This window comes from Limnomicrobium aquaticum (assembly GCF_040545545.1).
Lineage (GTDB): Bacteria > Pseudomonadota > Alphaproteobacteria > Rhizobiales > Rhizobiaceae > Ensifer_A > Ensifer_A aquaticum.
In genome coordinates this window covers 384506-406048 of sequence record NZ_JBEPMB010000001.1, presented here as the reverse complement: position 1 = coordinate 406048, position 21543 = coordinate 384506, and the positions used below count along the sequence as shown (strand labels likewise).

The following is a 21543-nucleotide window of genomic DNA, read 5'->3' as shown; positions in this document are numbered from 1 at the left end:
CAGACCTCGCCAACACCCCGAACGCAAAAAGGCCCCGGACTTCATCAGTCCGGGGCCTTGATCGTTCATTCATTTGCGCTTGAGCAATTCCAGCGAAAGTGGAAACCGGTTTCGCGTCCGGAATTGCATGAAAACAAAGAGATAGCAGCTTACTGGATATCGTCCAGCAGGCCCTTGCGCTTGGCGTCGTAATAATAGCCGGTGCGATACAGCCAGTCGGCGGCCTTCTCGTTCTTGCCGGCGACGATCCAGGCGCCGCGCAGGTATTTCACGGCATATTTCAGATTGGTTTCCGCATCGAGCAGACCCGTCGGCGCACCGTCATAGCCGAGGCTCTTGGCGGTGTTGTAGCGGATCTGCATGAGGCCGTAATTGCCGCGATGCTGCGCCCGCGGATTATAGGTGCTTTCGCGCTTGGCAACGCGATGAACCAGCGTTTCCGGTACACCATACATGGAAGCGTATTTCGAAATCAGCAGGTTTATTCGGCCGTTATTGGCGTCTGGAGCGGCCATCGCGATCGTCATCGAGGCCGGTGCGCTCGCCATCACGATACCCGAGCCCTGCATGGCCTCGGTCTGAGCAGCAAACGCATCGCTGCTCGCCGGCAACGGCGGAGCAGCATAGGCGAGCGAGGAATTAACGCTCGTGGCAGGTGTATTCACGGCTTCCGCAAGTTCAACGGTCGGGCCGGCCTTTTCGGCGGCAGCCGTTACCGGATCACCGGCCTTGGCCGGGCAGTTGACGGCGGGAGCACCTTTGGCAGCCGGAGCGCCTGCTGCGGTCGCCTTAGCCGTATTCGCAGCCCCGGCGGCGCAAAGGGCTGCCTGTTCGCGGGCTGCAGCAGCGGCAGCGGCCGCTGCGATGCGCTTTTCTTCCATCGCCTTGGCGCGGGCATTGGCGACTTCGGTCTCCATCTGCGCCATGGCCTGAATATCGTCTGCCGACGGAATGCCTGCGATCTGCGTTCCGGGCTTCGCCGAGGGAACAACAATCTGTTCCGACATCAGCTGATCGACCGGTGTCTGGGCGACTGACGTACACCCTGCTGCAAAGAGCGCTGAGAGTACACCTGTAGCCGCAAGGCCGGTTTTGACGGTCTTCTTCAAAATCACGCGGTCATGTTCCCCGTTGATCCCACGGTCGATCACAAGTTTGTGACCGCTCCGATAACTCTCTCTTAACCACGAATAAGGCAAATTCGTGTTATACTTGTGGCGAAATTTCGCCATGGGCTTACCAAGACCTCCCGGAGGCCTCAAGCGGCGCGGCTGTAAATGGCCGTCACGGTGCCAGCCGAGATCAGCATGGCACCACCCGTGCGATTGACCGTCTTCTGCACCGAAGCCTTACGGATGAGGCTGCGGGCGCGGTCAGCCAGGAACGCATAACCCAGCGCGTTCAATGTGGCAAGAGTGACGAAGGTCGCCTCCATCACCGCCATCTGCGGCAGGAAGTCCGCATTGCGGTCGATAAACTGCGGTACGAAGGATACGAAAAAGATGATGCTCTTGGGGTTCAGCGCCGTCACCATGAAGGCGTGAACGAAGATGCGATAGCCCTTGCGCTCCGGCAGATTGTCGTTGTCGCTGATGGGGCCCGTCTGGATCGGCGCCCGCCACAGCTTGATGCCGAGATAGATCAGGTAAGCGCCGCCGATCCAGCGCAGCACCGTGAAGAGGTCGGCGGAGGTGGCAAGCAATGCACCCAGCCCCAGCATGGAGGCCGTCATGGCGACAAAATCGCCAAGTGCAACGCCCGACGCCGTGACCGCCGCAGTCTTGCGCCCGTAGCCCAGCGAATAGGACACGACCAGAAGGATCGTTGGCCCCGGAATCACCAAGATCACCGCGGCAGCCGCCGCGAATGCCAGCCAGGTTTCAACGGACATGATTGCCTCCCAACCACCGACCGCCTCATGGGGCGGCGTTCATGAGCGAAAAGTGAAGCCACCATTTCCCCGCGCTGTCAACGCCGCGTTTCGCGCATCTTGACGAACGAAAAGCGCCCCGGCCTCCATGAAAGACGCCGGGGCTGCCAGATTGCAGGAGGTTGATGGAGCGCAAGCATCAGGCGGCAGACGCCACGGCTCCCATCATCCTGTGCCGGTTTGCCGCATCGTGGAACTGGAAACGGCCGACAAGATCACGCAGACGGATCGCTTCCTGCGCCAGCGACGACGAGGCCGCCGTCGACTGCTCCACCATGGCCGCATTTTGCTGAGTCGTCTGGTCCATGCTGTTGACGGCGGTGTTGACCTCATGGAGACCGACGGACTGTTCCTTCGCCGAGGTGGCGATGGCGTCCATATGCGCGTTGATGTCCACGATAAAGCTGCCGATCTTCTGCAGCGCGTCGCCGGCATCGCGAACCAGCGTCACGCCGCCCTCGACTTCGAGCGAGGAATTCTGGATCAGGCCCTTGATTTCCTTTGCGGCAGCGGCGGAGCGCTGGGCGAGTTCACGAACTTCCTGAGCCACCACGGCGAAGCCCTTTCCGGCATCCCCTGCCCGCGCGGCCTCGACGCCGGCATTCAGCGCCAGCAGATTGGTCTGGAAGGCAATCTGGTCGATGACGCCAATGATGCTGGCAATCTGCAGGGAACTCGCTTCGATGCGCTGCATCGCATTCACCGCATTGCCGACGACCTCAAACGAAAGGTCGGCAGACTGGTTCGCCTGCGCGGCCAGCTGGCGCGCCTCTTCTGTCCTGCGGGTGGCGCTGGACACGTTGGAGGTGATCTCATCCAGCGCGGCTGCCGTCTGCTCCAGCGATGCGGCCTGCCGCTCGGTGCGATGAGACAGGTCGCTGGCCGCAGCCGCGATCTCCTGCGCGCCGCCATCGATCACCTGGATCGAGCCGACGATCGAGGCCAGCGTTTCAGCAAGGCCTGCGACCGAATCGTTGAAATCAACCATCAGCCCCTGGAAATCCTCGGTAAATCGTGCCCCGATGCGTACAGTCAGATCGCCCTGGGCCAGACGGCGCAGGCCCTGACCCAGCTCGTCCGTGACATCTGCCATTTCGCGGGCGCGTCGACGATCTTCCTCGATCCGCGCGTTGCGTTCCTCTTCCTGGGCCACGCGGTTGGCGTTGAGCATGTCCTCGCTGAGAACCCGCTGGACGGCAGTTTCGCGGAAGGAGCTGATCGCACGCGACATCTCGCCGATTTCGTCGCTGCGGTCCGTATCGGTCACGACGAAATTCGTGTCGCCCTGCTCCAGCCGGCGCATCAGGCCGATGCTTCTGCCGAGCGGGCGAGCAATCGACCGGCCGATAAGCCAGATCACGCCGCCGAGCAGCAGACCGAGCAAGGCGGCCACGGACCAGGTCACGACTGACGCCGTCGCCGACGTTCGATCCTTCTCGCGCGTCACGTCGGCAAGGATGCTCTGGACAGAACTCCTGATCGAATCCAGCGCCGGCTCCGCCGGCTTGAAGGTGGCGGACAATTGCTTGCGCATATCCGCCTCGCTCATCAATTTGTCAGAAAGCTGCTTGAAGGCGTCGTAATAGGCATTGATGGACGCCACAGCCGCTTCGCGGGCAGCCGCGCCGCCGAAATCGGCCTCGGGGCGCTTGAGCAGCCTGGCCACCACCTCACCCAGCTGCCTGCGGCTTTTCTCATCAAGCCGCATGATGAAATCCTTCTCATGCCGGCGCAACATCAGGAGAACGGTCAGAATGGCCTCGTGGTCGCCGTCAGACACCTGCTTTTCGAGATCGTGAGCCGCGACGCGCATCTTGCCCTGCAGCCCATCGTCTGGCGTCAGGCCGATCTCTGCATCGAGGGCCACGATCTGGGCGAATTCCGAGCCATAAGCCTTCAGTGTCGTCGATAGCGTGTCGATGGCGTCACGGCCGGCGCTCTCAGGCAGATTGGCCTTCAGGACCTGAAGATCGTCCTCGGTTCTCTTGAGATATTGCGCGTGTTTCGCGGCATAGGCATTGTCCTTGCGAAGAAGGAAGTCCTTCTCGTTTCGGCGCAACTGCAGGAGGTCGATCTCGGCTTGATCGACGGCTCTGCTCAAGGTGACCGCCTGCGTCTCGCGCGCGGCCTGCTCATCGATCACACCATCGCGAACGCTGTATATCTGCGTCACCGCAACGATCCCGCAAATTGCCAATGGCGCAACGGCCATCAGTTTCGTGACGATTTTAAACTGAACCCGCATAAGCCACCCCCAAGTCGTTTTCTCAACCTATAGCTTTATCTCACATCGTTAATATTTGAATAAAAACACGCGCTGCGCGCCGGACGAGGCCGGCGCACAACCTAGCTAGAACTAGCGAATTTCAAGACTGGGGCGGTCGCCAGGGGACCTGAAGACGACCTGCGGATTTAAGCCGGCTTCCAGCTCTGCCCGACGAAATCCATCACGTCGGAAAACCACTTGGCCGACGTGTCGAAATGCTTGCCGCCCTTGATGCGCGGGAATTCGATCGTCCGCAGCCTGCCGCCCTGGTCTTCATCGTGACCGATGACGCCCGAAACCTTGTTCAGCGCGCTTTCAACCGCGGAGTCGACCATGGAGTGGATGAGGTGCCGGTCGCGGGCATTGGCCGGCGCCGAACGGGCATAGTAGCCCGACTTCTGCACCATCGCGCGTTCGGCGCCTATCAAAGCACCAAACTGCTTGGAGAACCAGTTGCCGACATTGATCGTGTCGATCTTCACATGTCCGAAAGCGTCGCGCTTGACGCTTTCGCCCGCCGCTTCCCGCTCGGCAACGATGGCATCGAGGCAGGCGCCTTCCGAGACGAAGATCGTGACGAACCCGGTCTTGTCCATGATCGCCTTGAGGCGCGCGGCCTCCTTGTCGAGATCGAAGGCGATCTCCGGCAGATAGACGCCGTCGATATTCTTGAGTTCCGTGTTCATCATCAGGCCCTCGATATACTCGTGACCCTTGGTGCGATCGATATAGGCAAGTGCGGTTGCCGCCGTCAGCCAGCCGCAATGGCGGCCCATGACCTCATGAACCACGAGTGTGCGCGGCGCGGCACTCTGCTCGTTGGAGACATGGTCGAAGAAATGCGCGCCGACTTCGGCTGCGGTCCACGCGCCGAGCGACTGGCGGATCGGAACCACGTCGTTATCCACCGTCTTCGGCAGGCCGACAACGGTCAGGTTGTAGCCGTTGGCGCCGAGATAAGCGGCAAGATCGGCCGCCGTCGTGTTGGTGTCGTCGCCACCGATCGTGTGCAGGATCGTCACGCCGTCCTTGGCAAGCCGGTCGGCCGCGACGGCCAGCGGGTTCTGCCCCTCCTTGACCAGCCCGCGCTTCACGCAGTCGGCGGCGTTCGTCAGCTTCACGCGGCTATTGCCGATCGGCGAGCCGCCGTGGTGGTGGAGGATATAGGCCTTCTCGCGCATGTCCTGCGTGATCGGGATGATGTCGCCGAGCAGAAGCCCATGATAGCCGGAGCGATAGGCAATCATCTCGAGATCGGGCGCCACGTCATTATAGCGCTCGATCAGGCCACCGACGGACGAAGACAGACAGGGCGCAAGGCCCCCGGCGGTGAGCATTGCGACTTTCTGTTTGGCCATGAAATCCTCCGGATGACTGAACGCGGCTGCGCATGAATTGGCGCTGTGGCTTTGTCTTGTAAAGTGACAGTTTGAAGAAAAGTCCTTGATTTGGCGGGATTTTCGCGCCAGCGCACAATAAAATCGATTCAATTTTCGCTGCGTTCGCGACCGGCGGAGCACGTGGGCGCAAATTGAACCGGATACATCCGTCCTCGGTTTGAATCCGTAAACCGTGAACAGTCCTTTTGATGAAACGATGAGGAAAACTGACTTGAAAAGGTCCGGATTATTTGGTCAACCTCGTTGCCATGATCGTTGATTTTCTTTGCGAACAGGCTTCGTCCTTCCTGGAACGTGTTGCGGCCGCTGTGGCGGATGCCGCGAGCAACGCGCTGTCCGGCGTGATCGAGGCCGTTCGCACGCTCTTCGAAGGCGACCCGGAGACCCGTCGCAAGGTCGCCTTCTCGGTCGCGATGATCGCGCTCTCCGCCAAGATGGCGAAGGCCGACGGCATCGTGACGGAGAAGGAAGTCAACGCTTTCAAGGACATCTTCGAGTTTCCGGATTCAGAAGCCAAGAATGTGGCCCGCCTCTATAATCTCGCCCGTCAGGACGTGGCCGGTTATGAGGCCTATGCCGAGCGCATGGCGGCCCTGTGCGGCTGCGGCGCGCCCGATTGCCCGGTCCTGACCGAAATCCTCGACGGCCTGTTCCACATTGCCAAGGCAGACGGCCTCGTGCATGAAGATGAACTGGCCTTCCTGCACCGCATCGCGGAAATTTTCGACATCACCGAAGCGGGCTTCGATCGCATCATGGCGCGCCATGTGATTGTCGGTGAGGATCCCTACAAGGTTCTGGGCGTCCCGCCGGAAACAGACTTCGCAGAAATTCGCAAGCGCTACCGCTCGCTCGTGTCCGAACATCACCCAGACCGGCTGATTGCGCGCGGCGTGCCGGAGGAGTTCCACGGCATTGCCAACGAGCGCATGGCCGCGCTCAACCAGGCCTACGCGGCCATCGAGAAAGAACGCCGCGCCGCATGAGCGCCTTTACCCCCGACTACAAGACCGCGATTGTCCGCGCCTCCCCCAATCATACGGAGCGCCGTGGCACCGACCGCCCGGATATGATCATCCTGCATTACACCGGCATGCCGACCGAGGCCGGCGCATTGGACTGGCTCTGCACGCCGGAAAGCGAAGTGTCCTGCCACTATGTCGTGAACATGGACGGCACGGTCTACCAGCTTGTGCCCGAAGACCGCCGCGCCTGGCATGCCGGCAAGAGCCACTGGAAGGGCGAGACGGACATCAACTCGCATTCCGTCGGCATCGAGATCGCCAATCCCGGCCACCCCTCCCTGCCGGATTTCACCGAGCCGCAGATCGAAGCCGTGATCGAACTCTGCCGCGACATCATCGACCGCTGGGAGATCGCACCGGAACGCGTGCTCGCCCATTCCGATGTCGCACCCGTCCGCAAGATCGATCCGGGCGAACATTTCCCGTGGGGGAAGCTCCACGCGGCAGGCGTCGGCCATTGGGTGCCGCCCGCCCCCATCGCCGGAGGACGCTTCTTCCAGCACGGCGAAGCCGGTCCACCAGTTGAGGCAATCCAGTCCATGCTGACGCTCTATGGTTACGGCGTTCCCGTCTCCGGCGAGTTCTGCGACAGGACGAAGGGCGTCATCGAAGCCTTCCAGCGCCATTTCCGCCCCGAGAAGATAGACGGCGTCGCCGACATCTCGACGCTCGACACACTGCATCGGCTTCTGGCCGGGTTGCCGCGTTTCAAGAACGCCTAGAATTTTCCCGCCTTCGCCACGCGTTCACCGTATTCCTGCGGTTTCTGCACGCTGCCTTGCCGATTTGAGATACACTTGCGCCCGATTGTCATGAATTTTGACCGGACGCCGATCGAATCGCCGAAGGCAGCGTTTGCTCTTGGCCGCACCTGCGGTATAGAGCGTCCATTCTTTCAATTCTCGGGAAAGTCATCGTATGTCGTCCGTTCGTTTGCCTGCCATCCTCGCCGTCGCCACACTCCTGTCCAGCACGGCCTCGGGATACGCGGCGGAATGCGGGAGCGACCTTTCGACCTTCCTGGCCGGCATCAAGACGGAAGCCGTCGCGTCGGGCATAGCCGCGGACGCCGTCGACAAGGCGCTCACCGGTGCGCAGATCGACCAGAAGGTGCTCAAGATGGACCGCGCCCAAGGCGTGTTTCGCCAGACCTTCCTCGAATTCTCCAAGCGCACCGTCAGCGGTGCCCGCTACCAGATCGGCAAGAAGAAGATCGAGCAATATGCCAGCGTCTTCGCCAGGGCCGAGCAGGAGACCGGCGTGCCCGCCGCCGTCATCACCGCCTTCTGGGGCATGGAAACCGACTTCGGCGCCGTGCAGGGCGATTTCAACACCCGCAACGCGCTCGTCACCCTCTCCAACGACTGCCGCCGTCCGGAAGTCTTCCGCCCGCAGCTGATCGCGCTCATCAAGCTGGCCTCGCTCAACGACATCGACCCGCAAACGACGACGGGCGCCTGGGCCGGCGAAATCGGCCAGACGCAGATGCTTCCCGCCGATATCATCAAGTATGGCGAAGATGGCGACGGCGACGGCCTGGTCAGCCTCAAGACCTCGGCGCCGGATGTGATCCTGACGACGGCCCGCTTCCTCGCCGGCCTCGGCTTCAAGCGCGGCGAACCGTGGCTTCAGGAAGTGAAGCTTCCAGAGACCCTTCCTTACGAAAAGTCCGGCCTCGGCGGCACGCTGACGGCGGGCGACTGGTTCAATCTCGGCGTGATGCCGCGCAACGGCGACAAGTCGGCTGCCGCGCTCAACGCTTCGCTTGTCCTGCCGCAGGGCCGCTTCGGGCCGGCTTTCCTCGCCTACCCGAACTTCAACGTCTATCTCTCGTGGAACCAGTCTCTGGTCTATACGCTCTCGGCCGCCTATTTCGCGACCCGCCTCTCCGGCGCAGAAGCCTATGATCCCGGCAATCCGGAACCGGGCCTTTCCGTCGAGGACATGAAGGTCCTGCAGGAGAAGCTTGATGCCAAGAGCCATGACGTCGGCAAGATCGACGGCATTCTCGGCTCCGGCACCCGCACCGCGGTCCAGAAGGTGCAGGCCGAACTTGGCCTCCCGGCCGATGGCTGGCCGGATGCCAAGCTTCTCGAAACGATGAAGTAATCAGCGCTCCTAGAGCAATTCCGAGCCGAAAGTGGAAACCGGTTTCGCGTACGGAATTGCGTAAAAACAAGGAGATAGAGCGTTTAAGCGTTTCTGTGAAACGGTGAAACGCTCTAGGTCTGTTTACGCTTGACCGCCTTGCGGTGATAGATCGCAAGGCGCAGCGCTCGATAGCGCACATGCGCTCCGTGGGTGAAGCGCGAGAACGCGGCCGTCCCCCTGTGCACTTCGTAAAGCTCGTGCGCATAGGCCGCCGCGAGCGCCTCGCGATAGGTCTCCATGCCCTGGCTCGCCACGCTTTCCAGCCGGTGCATGACGCCAACCCAGATTGGTGAGACGAGCAGCGACACCGCCGTGACCGCAATGGATAGTCGGTATAGATCGTTCCCCAGCACGCCGGTCGCATGCCCCGCCGAGGCGAGCACGAAGGAAAATTCCCCTATCTGCGCCATCGAGAGCCCGGCAATCAGCGCCGTCTCCGTCGAAAAGCCTGTCTTTCGAATGAGGAAGATATTCAGCACCGACTTCGCCGCAATGACGATGATGGAAGCAGCCAGCACTTCGAAGAGGTTTGCGCGGATGAAGGAAAGGTCTATCAGGAGGCCGATCGACAGAAAGAAGACCACGACCAGCACGCTCTGGATTGGCTCGATCACCGGGATGACGCGGCTGCGCAGCGTCGAATTGCCCGTCACGATCCCCGCAAGAAATGCGCCATAGACGGGCGACAGCCCTGCAAGGCCCGAAATGGCGGCAGCGGCAAAGCAGACCGCGAGCGCGCCGAGGGCGAGCAGTTCGGTCTTCTCGGCGATCTCCTCGGCAAAGGGAACACGGATCTTCTTGTGCCCGCCGAACCACCAGAGAATGAAGCCCAACAGACCGACAGCCACAAGCATCTTGACGGCGACCTCGCCGACCTGCCCGCCGCCGCCCGACAGGCTGGAGACGAAGATCAGCATCGGCACGACGGCAATGTCCTGTGCAATCAGTACTCCGACGGCAATCCGCCCCGCCTCCCCGCGAAGCACGCCCATATCCTCCAGCATCTTCATCGCAACAACCGTCGACGACAGTGCGATGATGAAGCCCATGATCACGGCCTCTTCCGGCCCCGCACCTGTGACCAGCACGATCGCACCGCCGGCAAGCATCGCCGCAAGAAGCTGGCCGCCGGCAACCGTCAGCGCCTGCCGCAAGGTCAATATGAAGGCCTTGATCGACAGTTCCATGCCTATGAAGAAGAGAAGGACGACGACGCCCATTTCCGCCAGCAGTGAAACGGATTCATTGCTGGAGATCAGCCCGACACCCGTAGGCCCAAGTGCGACGCCGGCCACAATGAACCCGACCAGCGGCGGCTGCCTCAGACGCATGAAACAGAGGCCGAGGATCGCAGCAACCGCCACCACCAGGGCGATGGCCGTCAGGGCAGAGCCATGATAGCCGGGAGCCGCCTCGATCGATCCCGTGATGATGTCGTCCAGCCCCGCCTCCTTCGATTCCCCTAGGGGGAATCGCATGCTCGTATCACTCCAAAACTATGCGCCGATTCACGCTGACATGCCAACCGCAGCGCAGCAAAAACACCCGCGAAGCCTGCCAAAACGCGACAACCAAAATGTCCAGTAATGGAACGGATATTTCAAGATGGCGGAAACACCAACGCTTTCAAGAATTTGTCACATTGCGCCAAAATGATGCAATGCAACAGAACCGTTAACCCCATCTTAATTCGCCCACAAATTTTCTCGACTTAAAAAACATTGATTTTTCAATATATTGAATGTCAGAGGCAGGCTCTGCAAGAATGTTTCTGCGGCAGCGCAGCACAAGTTTCGCTTTTCAACGGACCCGAGTGCTGCCTATGATGATGCTCGTTAACGCGAAGGAGGTCAGCCATGGGACTTATGCAATCGCTCAATGTCCTGATGATCGGTGCAGCGTTTTTGTTTGTGGCGTCGATGCTGTTCATTTGAAATGACAGGACGTCTTGACGGCCTTGTCGGAGAAGGCCGGAGAGGAGCTTGAGGCTCTAAGAAGAATAGGAAAACGCGCGGGAGCTTGGACACTCCCGCGCGTTTTTCCTTTTCATACCGAAGATTTTCCGGCCTTCAGGCCGCAGCGCCGCTCTGCGTATTATTGCGCGCCTCGGCTGCAACACGCTGGAAGCCGGAGAGTTCGAGAACCCGGCTGACGAGTGCCGAACGGTTCATCGTGTAGAAATGGAACTCGCTCACCCCTCGATGGATGAGGTCCTTCACCTGCTCGGCGGCAAGCTGTGAAGCCGCCTTGAAACGCTCTTCCGGCAGATCGTCGATGGTGCCGAGACGGGCGATCACATAGTCCGGCACGCTCGCGCCGCACATGCCGGCGAATTTGCGCACCTGTGCCAGATTATGGATCGGCAGAATGCCCGGCACGATGGGAATGGTGATGCCGGCGGCAACGACCTTGTCCAGATAGCGCTCGTACTGATCGTTCTCGAAGAAGAACTGCGTCAGCGCCCGTGTGGCACCCGCATCGACCTTGCGCTTCAGCATGTCGATATCGGCCGCCACGTCGGCGCTCTCAGGGTGCTTTTCCGGATAGGCCGACACGCTGATCTCGAAATCGCCTAGCGCCTTCAGCCCCGCCGTCAACTCCGCAGCATTGGCATAGCCCCCCGGATGCGGCTCGTAAGCCGTACCGATGCCGCCCCGCGGATCGCCGCGCAGCGCCAGGAAATGATGGATGCCCGCCGCGTGGAATTCCTCCACGATGGCATGCGTCTCTTCCCGCGTGGACCCCACGCAGGTGAGATGTGAGGCAGAGGGAATATGCGAGCGCTGGAGAATGCCCTTGAGTGTGGCCAGCGTCGGCGTGCGCGTCGAGCCGCCCGCGCCATAGGTCACCGATACGAAATCAGGGTCCCAGCCAGACAAATCCTCCAGCGTCTCCCAAAGCTGTACCTCCATTTCCGGAGTTTTTGCCGGAAAGAATTCGAAGGACAGACGGACGCCTTCGGCGCCGATCGTGGGGTTGACGGTCATTCACGCTCTCCTTGCTTGGCTCAGGCCGTCTTCTTCTGCCATTAGAAGGCGCGGGTCGCGCGCCAGCCAGAGTGTGACGGTCAGAGCGCCCTTGCCGGCAGCCTCGTCCTGCAGATCAACGGTCTTTTCCACGTCAAGGCCGGCCTTGGCCAGCCAGGACGCCATCGTCTCATGCGAAAATCCGAGACGCCGGTGGGCATGCGCCTCGCGCAGGTGTTCAAGCTCATGCGGCGCGAAATCGATGATCGCCAGCCGCCCGCCCGGACGCAGTACGCGCGCGGCCTCGGCAATGGCAGCCTGCGGGTCGTCCAGGAAATGAAGGACCTGATGAATGGTGATCAGGTCGAAATCCTGCCCTTCCAGGGGCAGATTGAAAATATCACCATGGCGCACGCTCGCCCGCGACGTGCCGGACTTGTCGAGATTGGTGCGGGCAACAGAAAGCATGTCGCGGCTGGCATCGACGCCAACGGCCTTGCGATATCTGCCATCGAGAAGCTGAAGAATGCGGCCTGTCCCGGTGCCGAGATCGAGAAGCGAGTCGATCGGCTTTTCGCCCACGAGACCGACGAGTGCCGCCTCAACCTTCTCTTCGCTCACATGCAAGCGACGAATTTCGTCCCACTCGGCGGCGTTGCGGCTGAAATATTCGCTCGCCTGCGCCGCGCGCTCGCGCTTGACGGCTGTGAGCCGCTCCCCATCGCGCGCAACGATCGCATCACCGAAGGACAGCGCAGCAAGAAGTTCACCGGCAACGCCGGCCTCCTCGCCCTCGCGCCTCAGCCGAAAATAGGCCCAGGCCCCTTCCTGATAACGTTCGATCAGACCCGCCTCGAGCAGCAGTTTCAGATGGCGGGAAATGCGGGGCTGTGACTGGCCGAGAATATCGGTAAGATCCGTCACCGTCAGGTCGCCGGCCGAAAGCAACGCGATGAGCCGCATCCGGGTCGTCTCCCCTGCAGCCTTCAACGTTTCAACCAGTTGGTCCAGACCCAGCGACATCAGCTCTCCATCAAGATATAAAGATATCTTTATATCGCCCAAGAAGACCGCGCAAGGGGGAATCTCACTCCGTAAAGGGAGAACGGCAGCACGATACCCGCTGGCGACAGATTATATGCCTGTCGCCACAGCCTCAGCGGATAAAGCCCCATGCGCCGCGGCTGGCGTTAATGAACATAAGGACACAGAAGATTTTTCAATTGCTAATCCCTTGTTTCAGATCCATAATTCTAAAACAGCACATCGAGGAAACAATGGCTTGGTACCGAAATAGCTACGAATGTACTGAGTGCGGCGAGGAGTGGGAAGACGAATGGTCTTGCTGCTGTGACGATGAGTGCCCGAATTGCGGGTCATCAGACTGGTCTCCTGTCGATTCCGAAAACCTATCTGTCATCGTCGAAACTGACGACGAAATGACGTTTTCGATCTATTATTCACCCGCCGATGCAGGGCATTGCCCAGACTACGTGTTGCTTGCAGAAACCAAAATTAAAAATCTCGCTCTATTTTTGCAGAAACTGGCGTTCCAACTTTCGGCACCAGAATGAAACTTGAGCTTTCTGAGCCTGACTTTCGATATGTAAGCGGGTCACAAACAGCTCGGGACATCACCGAGGCGTGGATCGCGCAATCAATCTATTGCCCAAATTGCGGAAACCCAAGACTTAGGCAGTTTCCAAAGAACCTACCTGTCGCCGACTTCTATTGCTCGCAATGCAACGATCAATATGAACTCAAAAGCCAGAAAAAGGAGTTCGGCAGGAAAATCGCCAACGGCGCCTATCAGACCAAGATTGAGCGATTGCAATCTGACACCTCACCCAATCTGATACTGATGAGGTACGATCCCGATGCTTCATTGGTTCGTCAGCTATATGTGGTTCCCAAACGTTTTTTTGTTCCATCAATCGTCGAGCGACGAAAACCTTTGAGTTCGGTGGCCCGCCGTGCCGGCTGGATCGGCTCGAACATAGTCATCGAAAAAATCCCCGTCATCGGACGAATATGCATCGTAAACGACGGCGTCATCGCACCGATGCAGGACGTACTGGCAAAATGGCAGCGCACGGCATTTCTTGACCGCCAAGATGCCGCGAACAGAGGCTGGTTGGTCGATGTCATGAGTTGCATTGACGATCTGAGGAAGCCAGAGTTCACGCTTGACGAGGTGTACAGATATGAATCCTACCTGAGCCGCCTATATCCCGGCAACAACAACGTAAGACCAAAGATAAGGCAGCAACTCCAATTCCTCCGAGATAATGGGTATCTCGAATTCAGGGGAAGAGGAAACTACCGCCTTATCCAATAGTCGCTGACTATCGCGTCAGGCGCTTATACGTCGCCCGCTTGGGGTTGGCCGCTTCGGCGCCCATGCGGCGGATCTTGTCTTCCTCGTAGTCTTCGAAGTTGCCTTCGAACCATTCCACGTGGCTGTCGCCTTCAAAGGCGAGGATGTGGGTGGCCAGACGGTCGAGGAACATGCGGTCGTGCGAGATGATGACGGCGCAGCCGGCGAAATCTTCCAGAGCATCCTCAAGCGCGCCGAGCGTTTCGGTGTCGAGGTCGTTGGTCGGTTCGTCGAGCAGCAGAACGTTGCCGCCTGACTTCAGCATCTTGGCAAGGTGAACGCGGTTGCGCTGGCCGCCGGACAAGTTGCCGACCTTGTTCTGCTGGTCGGTGCCCTTGAAGTTGAACGCGCCGCAATAGGCGCGCGAGTTCATCTCGAACTTGCCGAGCTTGACGATGTCGGTGCCGCCGGAAATTTCTTCCCAGACATTCTTCGAACCGTCGAGCGAGTCGCGGCTCTGGTCGACATAGCTGAGCTGCACGGTGTCGCCGATGCGGATCGAGCCCGTGTCGGGCTTTTCCTGCCCGGTGATGAGGCGGAAGAGCGTCGACTTACCGGCGCCGTTCGGACCGATGACGCCGACAATGCCGCCCGGGGGCAGCTTGAAGGAGAGGTTTTCGAAGAGAACACGGCCGTCATAGGACTTCGAGATATTCTCGGCCTCGATGACCACCTGACCCAGACGCTCGGCGATCGGGATGATGATCTGCGCTTCGCCGGGGCGGCGGTTTTCGGCCGCTGCCACCAGTTCGTCATAGGCGCGGATACGGGCCTTGGACTTGGCCTGACGGGCCTTGGGGCTGGAGGCAATCCAGGCCTGTTCACGCGACAGGGCCTTGCGGCGGCTGCCTTCTTCACGCTCTTCCTGCGCCATGCGCTTGGCCTTGGCTTCCAGATAGGCCGAGTAGTTGCCTTCGTACGGGATACCGCGACCACGGTCGAGCTCGAGAATCCAGCCCGTGACGTTGTCGAGGAAGTAGCGGTCGTGGGTGACCATCAGGATGGCGCCCGGATATTCGCGCAGATGCTGTTCCAGCCACGCAATCGTCTCGGCGTCCAGATGGTTGGTCGGTTCGTCGAGAAGCAGCAGGTCGGGCTTGCGCAGCAGCAGCTGGCAGAGCGCCACGCGGCGGCGCTCACCGCCCGACAGGCCGTCAACGGCGGCATCGCCAGGAGGGCATGCCAGCGCGCTCATGGCCATTTCGACCTGCTGTTCCAGATCCCAGAGGTTCTGGCTGTCGATGATGTCCTGGAGCTTCGCGCCTTCATCCGCCGTCTCGTCGGAATAATTCATCATCAGTTCGTTGTAGCGATCGAGGATCGCCGTCTTGTCGGCGACGCCTTCCATCACGTTTTCGAACACAGTCTTCGTCGGATCGAGCTTCGGCTCCTGTTCCAGGTAACCGAGCGTCGCGCCTTCGGCGAGCCAGGCTTCGCCCGTCCATTCCTTGTCGAGCCCGGCCATGATCTTCAGGATCGTCGACTTACCGGCCCCGTTCGGGCCGAGGATGCCGATCTTGGCGTCGGGATAGAAGGAGAGATGAACGTTTTCGAGAATCTTCTTGTTGCCATAGGCCTTGTTGAGGCCGGACATGTGATAGATGAACTGTCGCGCCATGGTCGTGCTCGCTTGCAAAATGCGGGAAATTTCGAATTGGCGCCTATGTAGGCGAATTCGCGCTCAGGGGCAATGCGCGCGGGCGGGGTTTCCAAGCAAGCGTTTCCAACACCGGCGCGCCTTTCCAAGGCCAATGGTATTTGCTAGCGCTAGTTTCCGGGAGCCCTGCCATGTTCGAAACGACACAATTCCTCAAGAGCCCTAGCGGCGCGACGCTCGCCTACCATGTCGCCGAGGCCACGACCGCGCCCCGCGGCATCGTGCTGATTGCGCATGGCATGTCGGAGCATTCGAAGCGCTATGCCCGCTTCGCCGCCGATCTCGCCGCACGGGGCTACCACGCCTACGCTTGGGATCATCGCGGTCATGGCGAAACGACGACTCCCGATGCCGTGCAGGGCCAGTTCGCCCGCCGTGACGGGCTCGATACAGTAATCGCCGACACGATGGCCGTGCGCGACATGGCCGCATCCAACCATCCTGGCCTGCCCGTCCTCCTCTTCGGCCATTCCATGGGCGCGATGATCTGCCTGAACACGGCGCTGAAGCACGCCGACAGTTTCGCGGGCTTTGCTGTATGGAACTTCGACTTCGGCACAGCCTCCTCCATGCCGCTCATGCGCATCATCCTCGGCGTCGAACGCTGGCTGAAAGGCTCCGACGTCCCAAGCTCCATCCTGCCGCGCATGACCTTCGATGCCTGGGGCAAAGCGATCCCCGGCCACCGCACCCTTCTCGACTGGCTCTCCAACATCCCGGCGGAAGTGGATGCCTATATCGCCGATCCGTGCTGCGGCTTCCCATGCACCGTGTCGCTCTGGTTCGACGTCGCCGAGGGCGTCGTGCGGGGTGCCGACAAGGCAAACCTCTCCCGAATCTCAAGGGACAAGCCGATCATGCTGGTCGGCGGCGGCAAGGACCCCGCGACGCGCGGAGCAAAGGGAATACACTGGCTGGAAGAACGCTTGAAGGGCCTCGGCTTTTCAAATATCTCAAAGCAGGTCTATCCCGAAGCCCGCCACGAAAGCCTCAATGATATTGTTGCAGACGTTGCAACAGAAGACTTTATGCGCTGGGCAGCCAGCATCTGCCCCACGCGATGAGCCATCAAATTTCCTGATAGCCGCCGCTCCACGCTTCACGCACAGCGTGAGGATTGCTATTGGTCTCACGAACGAAATGATGCGGAGACCGGGAATGAAGACGGGCGGCCAACTGATTGTCGAAGCGCTGGAAGCCAATGGCGTCGAGCGCGTGAGCCTCGTGCCGGGCGAAAGCTTCCTCGCGGTGCTCGACGCACTCGCCGACAGCAAGATCGAACAGATCATCTGCCGCCAGGAAGGCGGCGCCGCGATGATGGCCGACACCTGGGGCCGCCTGACCGGCAAGCCCGGCATCTGCTTCGTCACCCGTGGACCGGGTGCCACCAATGCATCCGCCGGCCTGCATGTGGCACGGCAGGATTCAATTCCCATGATCCTCTTCATTGGACAGGTGAGCCGCGACGCCCGCGAACGCGAGGCCTTCCAGGAAATCGAATATCGCCGCGCCTTCACCGAGGTCGCCAAATGGGTCGCCGAAATCGACGACGCCCGCCGCATCCCGGAATTCGTTACTCGCGCCTTTGCGGTCGCCGCCTCCGGCCGCCCCGGCCCGGTCGTGCTGGCACTGCCAGAGGATATGCTGACGGACACGGTCGACGCCGTCGCCGCCCGCCCCGCAACGCCGGTGCCCGCCTTCCCCGGTGCAAGCCAGGTCGAAGACTTCCGCAACCGCCTCGCCAAGGCCGAACGCCCCTTCTTCATCCTTGGCGGCACGCGCTGGGACGAAGCCTCGGTCGAGGCATTTGCTCACTTCGCCGAGCGCTGGGCCGTGCCGGTCGGCTGCTCCTTCCGTCGCCAGATGCTGTTTGATCACACGCATCCCTGCTATGCCGGCGATATCGGCCTCGGCATCAACCCCGCACTCTCGAAGGCCGTGAAGGACGCCGACCTGATCGTCCTTCTCGGGGGCCGTTTCTCGGAGTCCCCCTCCTCCGGCTACACGCTGATGGATATCCCCTATCCGGCACAGTCGCTGATCCATGTCTTCCCGGACCCGTCGGAACTTGGCCGCGTCTATCGCCCCGATCTGGCGATCGCAGCCGCACCCGCCGATTTCGTCGCGGCGATCCGCGATATCGAGCCCGTTGCAGCCCCGGCATGGTCGTCGCGCACCGAAGCGATGCATGGCGCGTACCTCGCCTGGTCGACGCCCCCGGCCACCGGCCCGGACGGTGTCCATATGGGCGCGATCATGTCCTATCTGGAAGAAAACACCGCCGCCGACACGATCTTTACCAACGGTGCCGGCAATTACGCGACATGGGTTCACCGCTTCCACCGCTTCCGCAAATACGGCACGCAATCCGCCCCCGCCTCGGGCACGATGGGCTATGGCCTGCCGGCCGCCGTCGCCGCCAAGGCACTGCATCCGAACCGTGAAGTCATCTGCTTTGCCGGCGACGGCTGCTTCATGATGCATGGACAGGAATTCGCGACTGCCGTGCGCTACAATCTGCCGATCATCACCGTGCTGGTGAACAACTCCATGTACGGCACGATCCGCATGCATCAGGAGCGCGAATATCCCGGCCGCGTCAGCGGCACCGGCCTGACGAACCCCGATTTCGCGGAGCTTGCCCGCGCCTATGGCGGCCATGGCGAGACGGTGACGAAGACGGAAGACTTCGCCGCCGCCTTCGAGCGTGCCCGCAAGAGCGGCAAGCCGGCGATCATCGAGATCATCCAGAACCCGGAAGCGATCACGCCGACGCGGACGCTGAGCGAAATCAGGGGGCAGTAACAGGCGGTCTGCTGCCATCAGCGCTTTTGTCCAGATGGCGCAACCATTTGCGCTCAATGGCCGTCTCGATATCGATTTCGTTGGCGCGCAGATAGAGCACGAACTGGCCGAACAGATCGGCCGCTTCGTTTTCCAGCGCCTCGCGCGTGCCGCCGGAGCCATCCTTGTTCGGCCGCGCCTGCCCGTTCAGCAGCAGATGTTCGGCGGTCAGCTCACCGAGCTCTTCGGTCAGCTTGAGCAGATACCAGTCCGGCGTCCGTGTGATATTGTGCACGCGGGCGTAAATATCGCCCACCGCGCCAATTCGCTCGCTCAGTTCTGCAAAAGTTGTGCTCATGTCCAATGCTCCAGCTCACCCGCATGCGTGGAATCACATGCCGAGGCGTGAGCCTCGCATCGGTTCATGACGGAATGTGTCTTGATGTGGTCGCGCGTCGCCACAACGTGTGATTTTAGACGTCAATAAGACGAGGCAGCAAACTGATAGGCGCCGATCTCATCGAACTGGACACCGAAAACGCCGTCGCCACTCTGCTGCTGGGCATATTGCGTGTTCGCGCCCTGGCTCTGCCTGGATGATGTCGTGAAGCCGGCATCATCCTCGTCGCCGTCGTTCTCAGCCTCGGACGAACTGTCTTCGCCGGAAAGCAGCGAGAGGATGGAAGCGGCACTTCCGGAAGCGCCCCCGCCATTCTGCCCTTCACCCTGCATGCTGCCCGCAGGCGGACTGGGAGGCGGGCCACCGACCGGCATCCCGGCGGGCGGCATGCCATCCGCACCGGTTGGCCCCGACACGCTCGAGCCGCTGTCGGTGGATTGAGACGCCTTGTTGACGAGGAAATCACCGACACGCGCCGAGAAGCCCTGCGACTGGGCAGCAGAGACCTCGACGGAGGGCGTGACGACCTTCTTCTGCTTATCTTCCTGATCCCGCTGTTGCCCCACGGACGTGTTCACGCCCTGCGCACGCTGCACAGAGACGGAACCCAAAATGGAAGAAATGGCCGAAATCACCCGATGTCCCCTCGCCGGACAAGGCCGACGCCATTATCGACCGGCCAAAAGGGTGCGGTCGTAACGGCCAACATCATGCGCCGGCTTGATTAAAACTTTATCAATCAGGCCGATCGCAGGGATTTCGGAGAAGAAGGATCAGCCGCGCAGATGCAGCGTCTGCTGGTAGACCGCTGTCGAACGCGCACCGGAGCGGCAATAGCCGAGCATGGGGCGAGGAAACTCGTCCAGCGCATCAACCATCATGCGCACGGCATCCGCCGTCACGCCGGCAGGGCCAACCGGGATATGCGCAATCGAAAGGCCAAGCTCGTCAGCGCGTGCGGCGATATCGGCGAATTCCGGCTGGTCGGGTTGCTCGTGGTCGGGGCGATGGCACACGATCGACTTGAAGCCCTGCGCCTTGATGGCATCAAGGTCCTCGACCGAAATCTGGCCGGTGACCGAATATTCGTCGTTGATCTGCCTGATATCCATAGCGCGTTCTCCCTGCCTTCGACTGTACCGCCGGGCTTGACGAAGTTCAATTCAGTTAGAGCAAATCCAGCGAAAGTGGAAACCGGTTTCGCGTCCGGATTTGCGTCAAAAAAATGTGCAGAGTGTTTCAGCGTTTCCAACAAATGCTGAAACACTCTAACCGGGGCCGCAGCGGTTTGGCTGCGGCCGGCAGAAGCATCAATGCTCAGAGAGCGGCCGTGACGATGAACTCCACCTTGTAGTCCGGCGTTGCAAGCGCTGCTTCGCTGGTGGCGCGGGCCGGCGGGTTGGCCGGGTCGATCCAGGCTTCCCAGACGGCGTTCATTTCGCCGAAGGTCGACATGTCGGAGAGGTAGATGATCGTCTGCAGGATCTTCGACTTGTCCGAACCGGCAGCGGCCAGCAGACGGTCGACTTCAGCCAGCGCCGACTTCGACTGTTCCGTCACGCTCTTGCCTTCGCCAACCTGGCCGGCAAGGTAAACCGTGTTGCCGTGAACGACGGCGCCGCTCATACGCTTGCCGGGCTCGATACGCTTGATGGACATTTCGTCTCTCCTGAATGCGAAAAAGAATGCGAAAAGCGGCCTAGCCTTCCTTCCGCCCGTCGTCAACCTCGGACCTCACGCGAAGGCGAAGCGCAGCCCGTAATCACGAGATTCCCCGGGCTGCAGCAATGTCAGCGCTTCAGCCGTCGCAAGTTCTGCGCGCGGCTTCCAGTCATGCGAGGCCGGCTCGATACCAACCACGTAAGCCGGGCGGCTCTCGTTGCGCCACATCTGCAGATAAGGCAGCGTCGCCGTGTCGAAATCGACGCGCAGCGTCAGCCCGCCTGCGCCTGCAATCGGCCCGAGCCGCACGGTCGCATGTCCCTCCGCACCGCCGGCCGGCACACAGAACACATAATTCTCGCCCTCGCCGAACTGCCAGGAGACCGGAACCTTGCCGACCATGTCGCCGGAAACTTGGGTCTTGGCGTCGAAATTCTTCGCCCCGATATTCATGTGATACATCAGCATCGGCGCGAACGGTGTCGCACCGGCATTCGTCACCTTGTCGTTGAGCGATACCGCTCCCGTCACGCCGTCGATATGCCAGCGGCGCTCCAGCCGGGCGAGACCACCGCCGGCCAGTCGCACCATGACCGTTGCACGTGCCGTGGAGGAAAGGCGGCCGTTGCGAAATTCCGTGACTTCCGCCGGGCATGCCGAGAAGGAACCATGCAGCGGATATTTCTTGCCCTCGACACCTTCGACCGGCTCCGGATGCCGGATATGGTCCGGCCCGCAGGTGAAGAGGAAGCCTTCCAGCGAATGATCGATGCGGGGATCGCCATCATCGGGAATCGCACGGCCGGGCGACAGATCAGCACCGCCGATAATCAGGCTGCCAATGTCGAAAACGGAGTTTTCGTCGAGAAAAAGGCGCGGTCCCCGCGCGGCGTAGAGTTCCAGCATGAAAACGCTCCCTCGAATT

Annotated in this window: 20 protein-coding genes; 7 read left to right on the top strand and 13 right to left on the bottom strand. The window is 60.8% G+C overall.

Annotation, left to right across the window (positions count from 1 at the left end; all coding sequences use genetic code 11):
• Window positions 1-149 precede the first annotated feature (149 nt).
• The 4 genes from ABID16_RS02015 to ABID16_RS02000 form a co-directional block, all read right to left on the bottom strand.
• Window positions 150-1115: a transglycosylase SLT domain-containing protein gene (locus ABID16_RS02015; RefSeq protein WP_354554684.1), complete on the bottom strand. Its 966-nt coding sequence runs from the start codon at window positions 1113-1115 to the stop codon at window positions 150-152.
• Window positions 1116-1258: 143 nt separating this feature from the next.
• Window positions 1259-1891, bottom strand: coding sequence for a LysE family translocator (locus ABID16_RS02010; protein ID WP_354554683.1), 633 nt, complete (start codon window positions 1889-1891; stop codon window positions 1259-1261).
• Window positions 1892-2069: 178 nt separating this feature from the next.
• Window positions 2070-4103 carry a methyl-accepting chemotaxis protein gene (locus ABID16_RS02005; protein WP_354554682.1) on the bottom strand — a complete coding sequence of 678 codons (2034 nt, stop codon included), beginning with the start codon at window positions 4101-4103 and terminating at the stop codon, window positions 2070-2072.
• Between the two features lie 239 nt (window positions 4104-4342).
• Window positions 4343-5554: a pyrophosphate--fructose-6-phosphate 1-phosphotransferase gene (locus ABID16_RS02000; protein WP_354554681.1), complete on the bottom strand. Its 1212-nt coding sequence runs from the start codon at window positions 5552-5554 to the stop codon at window positions 4343-4345.
• A gap of 290 nt (window positions 5555-5844) precedes the next feature.
• On the opposite strand from ABID16_RS02000, the gene ABID16_RS01995 reads away from it, so the two are divergent.
• The 3 genes from ABID16_RS01995 (at window position 5845) to ABID16_RS01985 (ending at window position 8730) form a co-directional block, all read left to right on the top strand.
• Entirely contained in the window at window positions 5845-6582 is a 738-nt protein-coding gene (locus ABID16_RS01995) for a TerB family tellurite resistance protein (protein WP_354554680.1), read from the top strand.
• Window positions 6579-7343, top strand: a complete 765-nt coding sequence (locus ABID16_RS01990; RefSeq protein ID WP_354554679.1) for an N-acetylmuramoyl-L-alanine amidase — start codon at window positions 6579-6581, stop codon at window positions 7341-7343. Before ABID16_RS01995 ends, ABID16_RS01990 begins: the two co-directional genes overlap by 4 nt.
• 196 nt (window positions 7344-7539) lie before the next feature.
• Window positions 7540-8730 (top strand): lytic murein transglycosylase, encoded by a 1191-nt coding sequence (locus ABID16_RS01985; protein WP_354554678.1) that lies wholly within the window; start codon window positions 7540-7542, stop codon window positions 8728-8730.
• 113 nt (window positions 8731-8843) lie between these two features.
• Here the strand turns inward: ABID16_RS01985 and ABID16_RS01980 are convergent, their stop codons facing one another.
• From ABID16_RS01980 to ABID16_RS01970, 3 genes are all read right to left on the bottom strand, one after another.
• Complete coding sequence (locus ABID16_RS01980) at window positions 8844-10250, bottom strand: cation:proton antiporter domain-containing protein (protein ID WP_354554677.1); 1407 nt, start codon at window positions 10248-10250, stop codon at window positions 8844-8846.
• A gap of 591 nt (window positions 10251-10841) precedes the next feature.
• Entirely contained in the window at window positions 10842-11759 is a 918-nt protein-coding gene (gene metF, locus ABID16_RS01975) for a methylenetetrahydrofolate reductase [NAD(P)H] (RefSeq protein ID WP_354554676.1), read from the bottom strand.
• Window positions 11760-12761 (bottom strand): ArsR/SmtB family transcription factor, encoded by a 1002-nt coding sequence (locus ABID16_RS01970; protein WP_354554675.1) that lies wholly within the window; start codon window positions 12759-12761, stop codon window positions 11760-11762. It lies immediately after the preceding gene.
• A 254-nt stretch (window positions 12762-13015) separates the two neighbouring features.
• Between ABID16_RS01970 and ABID16_RS01965 the strand changes: the two genes are divergently transcribed.
• Together ABID16_RS01965 and ABID16_RS01960 are read left to right on the top strand one after the other, a co-directional pair.
• Window positions 13016-13312 carry a hypothetical protein gene (locus ABID16_RS01965; protein WP_354554674.1) on the top strand — a complete coding sequence of 99 codons (297 nt, stop codon included), beginning with the start codon at window positions 13016-13018 and terminating at the stop codon, window positions 13310-13312.
• Window positions 13309-14076, top strand: coding sequence for a DpnI domain-containing protein (locus tag ABID16_RS01960; protein WP_354554673.1), 768 nt, complete (start codon window positions 13309-13311; stop codon window positions 14074-14076). The genes ABID16_RS01965 and ABID16_RS01960 overlap by 4 nt, the downstream gene beginning before the upstream one ends.
• Before the next feature lie 7 nt (window positions 14077-14083).
• On the opposite strand, the gene ettA is transcribed toward ABID16_RS01960, so the two are convergent.
• Window positions 14084-15733: an energy-dependent translational throttle protein EttA gene (gene ettA / locus ABID16_RS01955; protein ID WP_354554672.1), complete on the bottom strand. Its 1650-nt coding sequence runs from the start codon at window positions 15731-15733 to the stop codon at window positions 14084-14086.
• 170 nt (window positions 15734-15903) lie between these two features.
• On the opposite strand from ettA, the gene ABID16_RS01950 reads away from it, so the two are divergent.
• Window positions 15904-16836 (top strand): alpha/beta fold hydrolase, encoded by a 933-nt coding sequence (locus ABID16_RS01950; protein WP_354554671.1) that lies wholly within the window; start codon window positions 15904-15906, stop codon window positions 16834-16836.
• A 94-nt stretch (window positions 16837-16930) separates the two neighbouring features.
• Window positions 16931-18577, top strand: a complete 1647-nt coding sequence (locus ABID16_RS01945) for a thiamine pyrophosphate-binding protein (protein ID WP_354554670.1) — start codon at window positions 16931-16933, stop codon at window positions 18575-18577.
• Here ABID16_RS01945 and ABID16_RS01940 read toward each other — a convergent pair.
• The 5 genes from ABID16_RS01940 to ABID16_RS01920 all read right to left on the bottom strand — a co-directional run bounded on the left by ABID16_RS01940 (window position 18564) and on the right by ABID16_RS01920 (window position 21524).
• Window positions 18564-18914, bottom strand: coding sequence for a nucleoside triphosphate pyrophosphohydrolase family protein (locus ABID16_RS01940; RefSeq protein ID WP_354554669.1), 351 nt, complete (start codon window positions 18912-18914; stop codon window positions 18564-18566). The genes ABID16_RS01945 and ABID16_RS01940 overlap by 14 nt on opposite strands.
• 122 nt (window positions 18915-19036) lie before the next feature.
• Window positions 19037-19591 (bottom strand): hypothetical protein, encoded by a 555-nt coding sequence (locus ABID16_RS01935; RefSeq protein WP_354554668.1) that lies wholly within the window; start codon window positions 19589-19591, stop codon window positions 19037-19039.
• A 138-nt stretch (window positions 19592-19729) separates the two neighbouring features.
• A complete protein-coding gene (locus tag ABID16_RS01930; protein WP_354554667.1) occupies window positions 19730-20068 on the bottom strand; it encodes a protein tyrosine phosphatase family protein in 339 nt (112 codons plus the stop codon).
• A 205-nt stretch (window positions 20069-20273) separates the two neighbouring features.
• Entirely contained in the window at window positions 20274-20615 is a 342-nt protein-coding gene (locus ABID16_RS01925; RefSeq protein ID WP_354554666.1) for a RidA family protein, read from the bottom strand.
• A gap of 75 nt (window positions 20616-20690) precedes the next feature.
• Window positions 20691-21524, bottom strand: a complete 834-nt coding sequence (locus ABID16_RS01920; protein ID WP_354554665.1) for a DUF4432 family protein — start codon at window positions 21522-21524, stop codon at window positions 20691-20693.
• Window positions 21525-21543 lie beyond the last annotated feature (19 nt).